The organism is uncultured Bacteroides sp. (assembly GCF_958445495.1).
In the GTDB taxonomy this organism is placed as follows: Bacteria; Bacteroidota; Bacteroidia; order Bacteroidales; family Bacteroidaceae; genus Bacteroides.
Genome location: NZ_CAUCSQ010000023.1, coordinates 1 through 12,917, shown reverse-complemented (window position 1 = coordinate 12,917; position 12,917 = coordinate 1). Strand labels below are relative to the sequence as shown.

Below are 12,917 nucleotides of genomic sequence, written 5' to 3'. Positions count from 1 at the left end.
CAGACGATGCGGATTTGAGGGTATCTGCAGGGCGTCCCAATACGGACGTCCTGCAGTGGTTTCAGGTTTCTCCCTTATTTGCCAATATCCCGGTTAGTGTTCTTAACTTAATATAATTCGTTCTCGTCTACATTGCCTGAAATGGTAGAATCGAACCAGGACAAGTCCGTTTTGTCCACTACCCACTTACTGTAATTCTTATAAGCTTTCACTACCGATGACTTTTCTTTCGGGTATCTCCATGCCGCCTCGTCCGAAGAAGAGCGGGGAAAATCCAATGCCCAGCAAGACATGTCTTTCATCCGGAAATACATGCCTCTCGACATATCCGAACAATCCTCTTTTTGCCCGAACAAACTGGCATCCATTTTGGATGTGGGGGCAAAATCCGTCAAATGAATCTCATGGGAGCGTTTATTGACAAATATAAACGGATTGAACCTCATCATGGAAATATTATTAACCGCAGCCTTCAAAGGAATGTTCACAACAGTCTCTTCCGCCGTAACCGGGACGGCTCCTTTCTCCGTATTGATAAAACCGGCCGCATCGCCGGGGAAAAGCCGGTTGGCATCTTCCCAAACCACAAAGGTCGCTTTCTGGTGTCCGGACTCAAATACAGCATTTGTGATTCCTGCAACGTCAATCTCATCCGGGGCTAACGGCAACTCTATCCCGAAACCAATCTTCGTGTAATCCGCCGCACCTTTGGCAATCGGTTTCAACCGCATTTGAATGCCTGCTATTTGATTCTCTTCATTTTTATATATACTATAGGTATAGTTCACGACAAAGTCATTCAAATCATAATCGCCGGCCTTAGGCCACTGGTCTTCAAAAGCCAATGTGCCATGAATAGATTCGGCTACGGTTACTTCTTCGTCAACCGGAATATCCTCTCCCGGTTCGATTGCCCGTTCAGGGGTAGCCGTCACCTTCACCATTACATCGTTAAAATCATAATCCGACTGTCTGTCTCCAAAAGGACGGATATCAAAACCTGTCACACAGCAATTGTATCCTTCCAACTCGCGGGTTACCGCCTGCGACTTTCCCCATGCATTCAATATCGGAGTAGAATAATACATGCCGCTCACATCGCCGTTTACCGCCGGATACGCTTTATTCTTAAAATTATATGCTGTCTTATCCGTTATGTTTTTTGCCTCATCTTTTTTAAAACCTGCACGGGCAACGGCAAACCCGATTCTCGTTCCTTCCGGAAAAGTCTTGCTGTATTCCGAACCGTTCCAATAGAGCAGTTGGATTTTCAATCCCGACGGGCATTGCAACTGGTTTGTATTGGGCAAAAGCATAGTCATGTGAAGATTGCCGGTGTCGTCATGCCCGGTCAGTTCCCCTTCCTTATAATTGTAATACATCAAAGAATTATAGATGGTCTGGTTAGCAACATAAAAGCCTCCGTCACCGACATAAGTCACCCAAACCTGCGCCCCACCCCCGTCAACAATTCTCAAATCCGAGTTTTTTGACAGGTCGGCTTTCTGAACATTCTGTTTTTCCGGATACCAACTGTCTATTTTGTTAATCAGTGCCGGAGAAAGCTGCTCCTTGGAAACCAAAGGAGAGCCTCCTTGGAGCGGAATCCCGTCTTCATTTACTTCCGCATCCCTGTAAGGCACAAACAACTGGTAAAGATTACTGACCGGTCCAGAAAATTCCGGAAGCTTGCCGTCGGCAGCCACGCGGGTTACGGCAGAGGAGTACGGAAAAGCCGTTCCGTGAAAATTCAAGGAAGTAAGATTCCGGACATCGGCCTCCTGCATCTGCCCATACCCGGCGGTAAGGGGAACGACATATATCCGGGAAAGATTATTCGCAATCACCACGTCCGTATTCAGCCTGCCCGAAGCATCCGTATATCCTACACCGGCAGGCTCCGCCACCATCCTGCCCTCCGCTCCGTAAGGCTGGCTGGCAAAAATTCCGATTTTCACACCTTTTTGCACCTTCCCGTCACCGTTAACCGCAGTAACCGATATGCTTTTCTTCATTTTCAACAAGAAATCCGCAACCAAGCCGGATTCCGTTTCTTCCGGCTCTTCCTCATTCGGGCTATATAAATTCTTTTCATCTACACATGAAGCGAAAATCAAACCGATGATTCCAAAAGAAAGGTACTTTAAGTTTCTCATATTCAAATAGTATATAATGTTTGTTTTGGTTCCGCAAAGGTATGTAATTTATTGAAAGATACTAGCAAATATCCGTATTTTATCCCCATTTATAATGAAAATGAGGTTGTTATTCCACTATTAATGGGGATTTTCTAATTCTATAAGACACTCTATCTTTGCAACATCACATTAAAAATGAATCTAAGATGAATAAAATTGGAGTATTTTACGGTTCCACGACAGGAACCACCGAAGACGTTGCCCGTCGAATTGCAGAAAAACTAGATGTTCCTTCCGGAGATGTCTATGAAGTATCCAAACTTACGGAAGCTTTGGCCGGTGAATATGACGTATTGGTATTGGGAAGCTCTACATGGGGAGCAGGTGAATTGCAGGACGACTGGTATGACGGAGTCAACATTCTAAAGAAATGCGATTTGTCACACAAATATGTAGCTTTGTTCGGTTGCGGTGATTCCGACTCGTACAGCGATACTTTTTGCGATGCCATAGGAATTCTTTACGAAGATTTGAAAGATACGCAGTGCAAATTCTGCGGAGCGACAGATACGGCCGGATATACATTCGACTCTTCCATTGCTGTTGTAGACGGGAAATTCGTCGGCCTTCCGCTTGATGAAGTCAATGAAGACAGCAAGACGGACGAACGCATCAGCGCATGGGCTGAACAAGTGAAACAAGAAATAAGCTAACTTTTAATCTTATCATATAAATAGTTTGCATCATGGCTTCTGAAAGAATCATACCCGGTGAAATCCGAATTTTCCTCAATCATATTTATGAGTTCAAAAAAGGCGTACGCAACATGGTACTTTATACGATGAGTAAAGAGCATGAAGATTTTGCCGTCCGCCGGTTGACGAACCAGAAAATCAGTTATATGATACAGGAAGTGGGAACGAACAAAATAAACCTGTTTTTCGGTAAGCCGGAATGTATGGAAGCCGTGCGGCATATCATTATCCGGCCGTTGAACCAACTGACCGCCGAAGAAGATTTTATCTTGGGAGCCATGTTGGGATATGATATCTGCCAACAATGCAAACGCTATTGCAGCAAAAAAGAAGGTATTAAGATAGCTGTTTGATTGATAACTTTTACATTGTAAGCTTTGTTTGTATGTAGTTTGTACCGAGTAGAATCGTTTCGTAAAATGAAGTGGCGGAAACTTACTCCGTAAATATTCATTTTATCAGAAACGGTTCGCTCAACAAACCGCCAATGTAGATATTACTATTAAGATTATACTATCAGAATTAAAAGTTGTGTGTCGGAAACTGCATTTTGCCGACACACAACTTTGTTTATTTTCGTACTACGGTTTCACTCCTTTCCTCTTCCTTGAAATCAAATCGCCTGTATATTACATGATTTTAAAAGAGACAGGCTCGCACATTTCTCTTCTTTTCTCCAACCGGGAAGTCCGGCAAACCATGACAAACCGGAAACTAACGTGACGGAATTACGGTAACCGCTGCCACTTCGCCAGAAATAGGATGCCCGACAGGACACAAGGGAAAAGCAATAGGGAAAATCCTCAAACAAGACCATCATATATAGTTATTAATCCAGCCAAGAATACCCATTTCAGGGGATTGCAGGAAGCCGCAAAAGCCCATATCTTTGCAACATCAGAAATTAATTAGTCATAATTAAAATTACGTAGCCACATTGAAAATACATTGGAATCGGCCGAAGTGATTCTCCCGCATTTCTTTTATTTGGTTGTTAGTTTAGAAAAACCATATAATGTATTCAATATAGAATAAGCATAAATAGCATATTCTAAATAAGAAGATTCAGCTTGTGAAAGCCGGGTCTTCTTATTTTTTATATATCCTGGACCTGTACCGTTCTTATAAATCCGCTTCCTTCTAAAAAGACAACCGGAAGGCTCATGCATTCATAAGTTCTCTCCAGCCGGCAGTTTCGAAAACAATATATTCCGTTATGAACCTTTGCATTTCCTCTTTCTTTATATCATGCAATACGAGCTCTTCCAACAAGGCAAATAACCAGACGGTGTTCAGATGAATAAAAAAATCGGTTATCTCTATATTGAGATGCGGATATTTCTTTTTCATTCCCCGGAAAAATACGGAAATCGTACGGGTCATCAAATCGGTATATTCAGAACGGAAATTCTCCAATGCCGAACCCTGTGCCTGAAAAAGCAACAACCGTAAACGTTCCCGATGTTCCGACACCAGCTCGATATATTCCTGCACAGACGCTTTCTGATAATCTGAATCCACAAAAACATCAATTGTCATCTGCTCGGCATTGTGATTATAGACCATCGCATACAAATCGTTCAGCACCGGCTTTAAAATCGTATGAAATATTTCATCCTTATTAGTAAAATAATGATAGATATTGCTGACTGTCACCCCCGCTTTCAAAGCAATCTCACGCATGGAAGCGTCTTTGTATCCTTTCTCCAGAAAGACCTTTTCAGCCGCATCCAGAATTCTTTCCTGTATATCTTCTTTCAAAAACTGCATAATGGCGATATTAAATAACCTGATGGCAAAAGTAGCCCGAATTGCCCTGCCTGCCAATACCTATATATATGGATTATCTTTGCACGCATTCCTTATTTATAGTTATCGGATTTATTAAGAATACCCATTTCAGGGGATTGCAGAAAAACATCAAAGCTTCTATCTTTGCAACATCAGAATTGAATTAATTAGTCATAATTATTTTACGTAGCCACATTGAAAGAAATACATTGAAATCGGCCGAAGCGATTCTCCCGCATTTCGTTGGTTGGGTTGTCAGTTTAGAAAACCATCTAATGTATTATTCAATTATAGAATAAGTGCAGATAGCATATTCTAAATCAAAAAAGGCGTGTCGGTGAAGACATGCCTTTTTTGACTTCTACATCCAATAATAAAGTTTCAAATGTCATGTTCCTATCATTTAATGGAACGCTTCCGCTTGCAAAATCCGGAAGAAGAGAAGATACCGTTTGTGGATAAATTACAGATTGCATGACACGGATTACAGATAATCCGACGGGAGAGACAGCCATTCTCCCGGTAACTGCCTTGACTATATAAAAACAGCTACCTCGACCACATGAAGGCAACTATCCCGACAATGGATATTTGCCATCGGTTCTCTTATCCTTTCAGAGGGTTTCCAATAGCTCAATCAACCTTCGTGCATGTTCTCCCGATATAGCCTTTTGCCATTCGACAAGTTCGGGAGAAGTACGGTTGCCGTAGCTCACGCCTCCGGTATATACATATCCGGCAAACTCCATCCGGCAAAGCCGGCAAGTGGCCTTGTAGCAAGGCAGGAACTCTTCGATATCATATCCCATCGCCCCCTCGCGGCTATACATCGCCGCGGGCGCTCCCGTAGTAAAAGACAGTACCAGTTTTTTGCCTTGCAGCTTGTCGCCCGTACTGCCGTGCGAGAATCCGTGCCGGAAGGTTTCTTCCATCCAACGCTCCAATATAGAAGGTGCGGAATACCAGAACACAGGAAACTGTAACACGATGATGTCGGCGCGGAACAAACGCTGTTGTTCGGCTTCCACGTTGATTTTGAAATCGGGGTAAAGCTCGTCGAGTTTCACGATTTCGGCTTCCGGCAACCGGTGTCCAAGCGTTTCAAGGATAGTCTTGTTGGCTACCGATGCCGCAAGGTCTGTGTGACCGCTGATGATTAAAACGTTCTTCATATTTGTTCGGATTTTATTATTGTTTATTTATTATACACCCACGCTGCCGTCTACTTTACAGTCGGCACCGGCAAAACGAGAGCGACTTTACTGTTTAAGGATTCGTACATCATTGCTGTTTTTTCGTCGTTTGATAATTCGCTTACTTAATCACGGTTCTCAACCATTCGTCTACCGTAGTTTTCCTGTCTCCCATATTGCCGGAAGTATTGACTTTCGTTTTTACCTGGCAGCAGTTATAGATGGAAAGTCCGTCGAGAACATATGTACTGCCGTGCCGGTTGCCCTCATTTACGCAAACCTCACAGTCCGTAGGATATGCCCTGACGGGTTCAGACATCCGCCCCAACCCTTTGGGCAATATAGTCGCCTACGGCTTTCGTGTTACCACCCCTACAATAATAAACGACCGATTCCTTTTTTCCTTTTATTTCTGCTTTGCCCTCCTGCGCATTCGCGCAAAACGGGATTCCGAAAATACCATAATCAAAATAACAAGGTTATTCACCATATTTTTCTTAGTTTCTTCAATCCTCTTTATCGTCCGGCCTTTGCTACTTTCTGTTGGTTTCCTTCGATAGTGCCCAGCTTGGCGATATCCTCGTCCGTCCGGTTTCCGTGTATGGTGATACGGCTCAGTGCCTCGTTCATGGAGGCATATTCGGCATCGGTAAGCGTCACTTCTGACGCTCCGATGTTTTCGAGAATGCGTGCATCGCTTCGCATGCCCGGTATAGGAACGATATGCCCGGCATACATTACCCAAGCCAACGAAATCTGTGCGGCAGTACAATGCTTCGCCTCGGCGTAGCGGTTGATAAGGTCGAGCAGCACTGCGTTGGCCTGCATGTTCTCTTCCGTATAACGGGTAATTACACGCCGTACATCATCCCCCTCGAAAGTGGCATGGCGGTATTTGCCGCTCAGGAAACCGCCCGCCATCGGCGAATAAGCCACAAAACCGATACCGTTCTCCCGGCAGAAGGGAATCACGTCGGCTTCCCACTTGCGTTCCATAATGGAATATTCGCTTTGCACGGCGGTAATCGGTGTAACGGCATGAGCTGCTCTGAGCTGTTCGAGCATAGGTTCGGACTGTCCCCATGCACGAATCTTGCCTTCCCGTATCAACTCGCCCATCCAATAGGCTACCTCGGCAGAATCGCTCTCTTTCGGGACGCGGTGTTCCATATAAAGGTCGATGTAGTCGGTCTGTAACCGCCGCAATGAACCTTCCACCGCCTGACGGATTCCTGCCCGGCTCAATTTCCCTTCCGGCCTTTCCTGTCCGGGCAAGGTTGCGGGAGTGAATTTGGTGGAGATTACCACTTTATCGCGGAACGGCTTGAGTGCCTTTCCTACGAGTTCTTCATTTTTGTAGCAACTGTATATTTCTGCCGTGTCGAAGAACGTACATCCTTCCTCGTATGCTTTGCGAATCAAGCGGATAGACTCTTCTTCGTTCGGGCAAGCCCCATATCCATGCGTGAATCCCATACAGCCGAGACCGACTGCCGATACTTCCAGATTGCCAAGTTTTCTTGTTTTCATATATTCCTTTTTTTAATGTTTTCTTACAAACTTAAAGCCCCAATCCATATTTCCCGTGGCATTGAGAGCCGCAGGCCAGAACGCACCGAGCATTTCAGTATAGCGTGACATGCTTATGTCACCCAAGTCGAACGTGTCAGTCCAGCCGAAAGAAATCCTTCAACAAAACCGCTACTTCCGCCTTTGCCTTCCATCGAATGGATGCCCTGCACGCAGTTGAATGCCCGTTCTCCGAAAGCGGCAGCATCGGCAAACGAACCGCAGCGGGCACGTGCACCGCCCGTCTCCGCCCAGCTTACGGCTTTTTCGTTGGCGGCATCACGTGCTCCCATCATCACCTCATGTCCGAGTTCTATCAGCTTTGCGGCAATGACATGAGCCACATCGCCCGTTCATTCCATATTTCATTGTTTATTATTCGGATTAAACTGTTTATCGTAATTCAGCAAGAATTTCACTAACTCCGGGTCACGGTGAGACCAGCGAAAATCGGCGGGTTTGTCAAGCGGACGAATGCTTTCCATATCATCCAATGTAAGCGAGAAGTCGAATACATCCAGATTCTGTTTCATACGCTCGACATGCGTACTCTTCGGAATGGCGATGATACCCCGTTGCACCAAGTAACGCAAGGCAATCTGCTGTACCGTCTTATGGTATCGTTCGGCCAAGGCAATCAATACGGAATCAGATAAGAGGTCGGAATCGCCCTGTGCCAGCGGTCCCCAAGCCATGATACGGGTTCCGTAAGGCTTCATTTCCGCTTCCGCATCCCACTGCTGGCTGAATATGTTCGTTTTCAGTTGGTTTACGGCAGGCTTGATTTCAGCATATTCGGCCATATCCACAAAACGGTCGGGATAGAAGTTCGAGAGGCCGATGGCGCGCACCTTTCCGTCCCGTACTGCTTTTTCCATCGCCCGCCATGTGCCCGGATAGTCGCTGAAAGGCTGGTGAATGAGCAACAGGTCGATATAGTCAGTACGCAGCTTGCGGAGCGATTCGTCGATGCTTCGGGCAGCCTTTTCCTCGCCCGCGTTGGTGACCCAGACTTTCGTCGTAAGGAAGAGTTCATTGCGGGGAACACTACATTTGGTAATGGCATTGCCCACCCCCTCCTCATTGTAGTATGCCTGAGCCGTATCTATCAGCCGGTAACCTACGTTAACAGCATCGAGCACGCAACGCTCACATTCTTCGGGTGATACCTGAAACACTCCATATCCCAATACCGGCATTTCGATGCCGTTGTTCAGTTTTACAGTTTGCATAATCTTTTGTTTTAAGGGTTAATACTCTATCCGGGCAATATCGGCATTCTGCATGTCGAAAGCCTTTCCAGCTCTTTCGGCTACGTCAGTATGCATCCGGCTGTGAAGCACACGCATTTCTGCCATTTTCATCTCTACCGTGTCATCGGAAATCCCTTCTTTGACGTTGACGATAAATACATGACGTAACAGTTCTTCTTGATTTGATTTTCCGTTGCAAAATTACCACGTACTTATTATTCCATTGTTACAAAAATCGAGGAGGATTTTTCACTATTCGTGGTTTTCAGTTATTTTTGCAACAAAAGAAAGACAGTTATGGGACATACGGATTTCGACGGGATTATCTTTGCCGACACCTTGCAGGATTTCAATGCTTTGCGCTACGCGGGGCAGACAGTGCATATCCTTTGTCTCGACGGCAATATGGGATTTACCTTTCAAGGTACACGCTACAACATCGCGGCGGGCGACTATGTCATCCTGCCCAATGCAGAACTAGGTTCCGGATTCTCCGTATCCGATGATTTCCGAGGTATGTTGATGGGCCTCTCGGAAACATTCGTCGCCTCTATTGCCATTCGCAGTAATTACGGTATCATCGGGCATCTGTCACTCCTGCAAAATCCTGTGATGAAACTCTCTGCCCGTGATTTCAAGATATGCGAAGCCGCCCTGCGATACCTCCGCATGCGCATGGAAGAAAAAGAACATCTGTTTCGTGAAGAATTAGTAGGCAGCCTGTTGACAGCTCACATCCTCGACCTTTATGACATCCATGCCCGCAGCCGGGACGTGTCGCCACTGCCGGAGCATACCGCCTCGCTGCTGCGGGATTTCATCGGATTGCTATACAACGGCGAATACGTGCGGAACAGGGAACTTGATTTTTACGCCTCCCGCCTCTACATCACCCCGCACTACCTGTCGGAAATATGCCGGAAAGTGAGCGGTCGTCCGGCTACTTACTGGATAGACCGCTTCACCATCCATGAAATCACCCGCCTGCTTCGCCAAAAAGAACTGTCGCTGACAACGATTGCCGAACGGATGAACTTTTCGTCTGTCTCCTATTTCAGTCGTTACGTGCAGAAGCGGATAGGCGTACCACCATCGGAGTATAGGAATAAACTGTGATTATTTTGAAACCACAGCTTTACGGCCTACCAACTTTAAAGACTGTATCCGGATTAAGCGACACTGTAACAGAGACATTTCCCGGACCGAGAATCTTTTTCAACTCCGACTGTGAGAGACCGCGTATTTTGCCCAAGCGGGTAAAACTCCATGAATTGCGGTCGTAATAGATAACCAGCAGATTGCCCTCAGAAAGAATGACATCCCCGGATTCGGTAATAATCTGTTCATCATTGCGAGGAAAAGAGCGAGGCAATTCGCCGAACTTCTCAAAGTCGGCATAATCTTTCATCGGGACTATAATATCGCCGGCCTTCAGTTCACTGACAACGGCCTGTACGGAAGAGTTCTCTTTAAGATCTACCGTAAGCGTATGCCCGTTCACATGGATGTAAAATTGTTTTGTTTCCATTTTATTATCTGTTTTTGATTTATGATTCTCATTGTTCCGTGCAGGGATATTGCTGATGGCACAGGCTTGTGCCATATAAGCCAAGCTGACGAACAGCAACATTATTGATAGTCTGATTTTCATTGCCTCCTGTATTTAGTTATCAGTGCTTTTCCATTCTTACGGCCACATCACCATTATATGCACTCAGTACGCTGATACCGTCTCCATCTATATGTCCGATTTTTATAAGAGCATCCGATTGCGGCCAATCCTTATAGAATATGGCAACATTCCCCCACGGGGCATAAATCGTAATATCGCCGGCCACAGGAGCACAACCGTGTTCCACTCCTTCGATATTCAACTTCGGATCGGGATAGAAAATCTTTTCCGTCCGATTATAATCGCTCAGTGTCACTTCCAGCGGAAGTCGTGAAATTAGGTCGCGTGCAGCCGCGTTGTCTTCCATTGTAGCGGTAATCGCCTGCCCGCCAACCGAAATCCTTATCTTCAGGTCGCCTGTGTCATCGTCGGGGGTGTTCGGATTGTCTTCCCGGGTAGCTCCCAACTGTTCAAGCCACTGTGTGACACGGGTGACCGTCTGACTGCTGCCGGAGGATGTCAGCAACAACGGCTCTGTAAATTCCGCATCGGGGCAGAGGGTACGGGCATCGTTCACCGAACTGGTGATGCCGCTGCCGCCGCTTGTTGCAAAAAGGGCAATCCGTTTACCCGCCAGCTTGCCGGCATGTTCGTGCAGGAAAGTCTGTATCGGCGTAGCAATATGGTTGTACCATACAGGGAAACCGATAAACACAATGTCATACATTGAAAAATCCCCGACAAATGTCTTTATGGCAGGAAAACTTCCTTCGGCAATCATCTCGAACTCTGCCTGCGCACGGTCAAGCATGGCATTATAGTCGCCCTCGTAAGGGTCTGACGGCTCTACTTCCAGCAGATTACAATCGAGTGCCGACCCGATGACCTGTGCCATGCGTTCCGTATTGCCGCTACGCGAAGCGAACAATACGAGGAATTTCCCGTTTTCTCCCGGAGCCGGGTCGGAGGAGCCGGGATTGTTGTTCTCGTCGCCCGGAGGTTCAGGCTGTTCCGATGGAGGCTGAAGATTATCGGGTTCGTCACCGTTGCACGACGGGCAGAATAATACTGCCAACAGTAAAAATGATAAGGGCCAAAGTCGTTTCATAGTTTCTATTAAATTTATTATTACCTGCATCCTTCTTGGGATATTGCAAAATTCGGAATTTCCATCTTCCCCGTTTGTAGATAAATTACGGATATTGCATCCTGATTATGACCTCAATTACAGATTTTATTATGAGGACGGGAATGGGCAAGCGGGAAACCAGTAACTAAGGTTATATAATCAGCAATTAAAGTTACATAAGAGACCGGATTATCCCTTAAATTTGCAGCCGGAACAGAACGACACGTTTTCAGGAATCAAATAAATTATAATAGACGAGTGCCGGATGTGCAGCCACTTCGTCTATTGTCACGAGGTTTCCCACAGTGGCAGAGTACGGATACCACTTCTTGTTGATTTTCTGCAGGACTTTCCTAAAGAATACCATAATACATGACCGTCTTCCTGCCCCACACTACCATACATGCAGCAAAAAGAGAAACTGTTTTTTATCAATACCTGTTTTTCTTCCTGTAGTCAGACAAAGACATGCCCACATGACGCTTGAAATACCGGCACAAGTAAGAAGCATCCTCAAAATTCATTTGCTCTGCAATAGCCTTGACGGGCAGATTCGTTGTTCCAAGTAATACCTTTATTGTCATGATTACTTGTCCGTCAATCAACGATTTTGGACTTTCATTCATAATCTCATTCGTTACTTTGGACAAGTAATAAGGTGTAATACATAATTTTCCGGCATAGAAAGCCACATTGTGTTCGCGACAAATATACTTGTCAAGCAAAATGCCGAACTCGCGGAAGATTTCTTCCGCCCGGTTCATTTTGGGCAGTACTATTTCTTCCGATTTCTTTTGAGCCTCTATGTCAATCACCTGGTAGAGGTAATAAATATAATCTCTGACAAACGGATACAGCCTGTCTTTTGCTATATTACATTCCAACCACTCCATCTGTTTCAGCCACAACTCGATACCTTCCGCCTGTTTCCGGTCAGGACGTAACAAAGGATAGGCTGTAAGGAGGTCCCAGAAGGGAGAAGACACGTTGTAGGAAACCTCTTTGGCAAATTCTCCGGACATCATGCAACAGAAGGTGGAGAAGTCTTCTGATGTGCGGATAAATACCGGGCTCATGTACCCGTCCGCATAGATATTGAGGATATCATTCCGTCTAAACAAATGCCTTTTCCCGTTCAATAACAAAGTAGCACGTCCCGAACGGCAAATCAGCAGCGTGTTACATCCCGGATTCAATATCCGGCCGAGAACCTCCCGCATGTCAGTCCAGCCCATTGAAAACTTCTCGTTCTTGCTTTCAAAATAAGGGTCTAATTGTTTCATGTTTCTTTTTTACAGGCAAAAATACGGTTTTATCTTAATCTATAGCCGGTTTGTTTTTAAAAGTACTGTTTTTATCGGCATTATGTACTTTAATGATATAATATGCGAGGCTAACTTTGCAGCCCGATTAAATAATCAACACGTGAGTTCGATGAATTCAGAACAATGCAAGCTGTGTGTCAATCGTTCGTGAA

The 12,917-nt window shown here is 45.5% G+C and carries 14 protein-coding genes and 1 pseudogene; 3 read left to right on the top strand and 12 right to left on the bottom strand.

Annotated features, from left to right (window positions below; translation table 11 throughout):
• Positions 1 to 107: 107 nt before the first annotated feature.
• On the bottom strand, positions 108 to 2,156 hold the full coding sequence (locus tag Q5076_RS09680; protein ID WP_303012775.1) for an LruC domain-containing protein: 2,049 nt from the start codon (positions 2,154 to 2,156) through the stop codon (positions 108 to 110).
• Positions 2,157 to 2,344: 188 nt separating this feature from the next.
• Between Q5076_RS09680 and fldA the strand changes: the two genes are divergently transcribed.
• Positions 2,345 to 2,851: a flavodoxin FldA gene (gene fldA, locus Q5076_RS09675; RefSeq protein ID WP_303012773.1), complete on the top strand. Its 507-nt coding sequence runs from the start codon at positions 2,345 to 2,347 to the stop codon at positions 2,849 to 2,851.
• A gap of 32 nt (positions 2,852 to 2,883) precedes the next feature.
• Positions 2,884 to 3,246 carry a DUF2023 family protein gene (locus Q5076_RS09670; protein ID WP_303012771.1) on the top strand — a complete coding sequence of 121 codons (363 nt, stop codon included), beginning with the start codon at positions 2,884 to 2,886 and terminating at the stop codon, positions 3,244 to 3,246.
• 260 nt (positions 3,247 to 3,506) lie between these two features.
• On the opposite strand, the gene Q5076_RS09665 is transcribed toward Q5076_RS09670, so the two are convergent.
• From Q5076_RS09665 to Q5076_RS09635, 7 genes are all read right to left on the bottom strand, one after another.
• Positions 3,507 to 3,713, bottom strand: coding sequence for a hypothetical protein (locus tag Q5076_RS09665; protein ID WP_303012769.1), 207 nt, complete (start codon positions 3,711 to 3,713; stop codon positions 3,507 to 3,509).
• A 341-nt stretch (positions 3,714 to 4,054) separates the two neighbouring features.
• Positions 4,055 to 4,663, bottom strand: a complete 609-nt coding sequence (locus tag Q5076_RS09660; protein ID WP_303012768.1) for a TetR/AcrR family transcriptional regulator — start codon at positions 4,661 to 4,663, stop codon at positions 4,055 to 4,057.
• A 635-nt stretch (positions 4,664 to 5,298) separates the two neighbouring features.
• Positions 5,299 to 5,856: an NAD(P)H-dependent oxidoreductase gene (locus Q5076_RS09655; protein WP_303012767.1), complete on the bottom strand. Its 558-nt coding sequence runs from the start codon at positions 5,854 to 5,856 to the stop codon at positions 5,299 to 5,301.
• 142 nt (positions 5,857 to 5,998) lie between these two features.
• Positions 5,999 to 6,196, bottom strand: coding sequence for a hypothetical protein (locus Q5076_RS09650; protein ID WP_303012765.1), 198 nt, complete (start codon positions 6,194 to 6,196; stop codon positions 5,999 to 6,001).
• Between the two features lie 197 nt (positions 6,197 to 6,393).
• Complete coding sequence (locus Q5076_RS09645) at positions 6,394 to 7,407, bottom strand: aldo/keto reductase (protein WP_303012764.1); 1,014 nt, start codon at positions 7,405 to 7,407, stop codon at positions 6,394 to 6,396.
• Positions 7,408 to 7,520: 113 nt separating this feature from the next.
• Positions 7,521 to 7,790 (bottom strand): hypothetical protein, encoded by a 270-nt coding sequence (locus Q5076_RS09640; protein WP_303012763.1) that lies wholly within the window; start codon positions 7,788 to 7,790, stop codon positions 7,521 to 7,523.
• A gap of 21 nt (positions 7,791 to 7,811) precedes the next feature.
• The gene (locus Q5076_RS09635; protein WP_303012762.1) at positions 7,812 to 8,678 is read right to left on the bottom strand and encodes an aldo/keto reductase; all 867 of its coding nucleotides are present in this window, start codon (positions 8,676 to 8,678) and stop codon (positions 7,812 to 7,814) included.
• A gap of 318 nt (positions 8,679 to 8,996) precedes the next feature.
• On the opposite strand from Q5076_RS09635, the gene Q5076_RS09630 reads away from it, so the two are divergent.
• Positions 8,997 to 9,815 carry an AraC family transcriptional regulator gene (locus tag Q5076_RS09630; protein WP_303012761.1) on the top strand — a complete coding sequence of 273 codons (819 nt, stop codon included), beginning with the start codon at positions 8,997 to 8,999 and terminating at the stop codon, positions 9,813 to 9,815.
• Between the two features lie 19 nt (positions 9,816 to 9,834).
• Here Q5076_RS09630 and Q5076_RS09625 read toward each other — a convergent pair whose 3' ends face one another.
• The 4 genes and pseudogenes from Q5076_RS09625 to Q5076_RS09610 form a co-directional block, all read right to left on the bottom strand.
• Positions 9,835 to 10,350, bottom strand: coding sequence for a cyclophilin-like fold protein (locus tag Q5076_RS09625; RefSeq protein ID WP_303012760.1), 516 nt, complete (start codon positions 10,348 to 10,350; stop codon positions 9,835 to 9,837).
• A 19-nt stretch (positions 10,351 to 10,369) separates the two neighbouring features.
• Positions 10,370 to 11,419 carry a cyclophilin-like fold protein gene (locus Q5076_RS09620; RefSeq protein ID WP_303012758.1) on the bottom strand — a complete coding sequence of 350 codons (1,050 nt, stop codon included), beginning with the start codon at positions 11,417 to 11,419 and terminating at the stop codon, positions 10,370 to 10,372.
• A 292-nt stretch (positions 11,420 to 11,711) separates the two neighbouring features.
• A pseudogene (locus Q5076_RS09615) lies at positions 11,712 to 11,807 on the bottom strand (DNA-binding protein); the annotation flags it as partial.
• A gap of 64 nt (positions 11,808 to 11,871) precedes the next feature.
• Positions 11,872 to 12,723 carry an AraC family transcriptional regulator gene (locus Q5076_RS09610; RefSeq protein ID WP_303012756.1) on the bottom strand — a complete coding sequence of 284 codons (852 nt, stop codon included), beginning with the start codon at positions 12,721 to 12,723 and terminating at the stop codon, positions 11,872 to 11,874.
• Between the last annotated feature and the right edge of the window lie 194 nt (positions 12,724 to 12,917).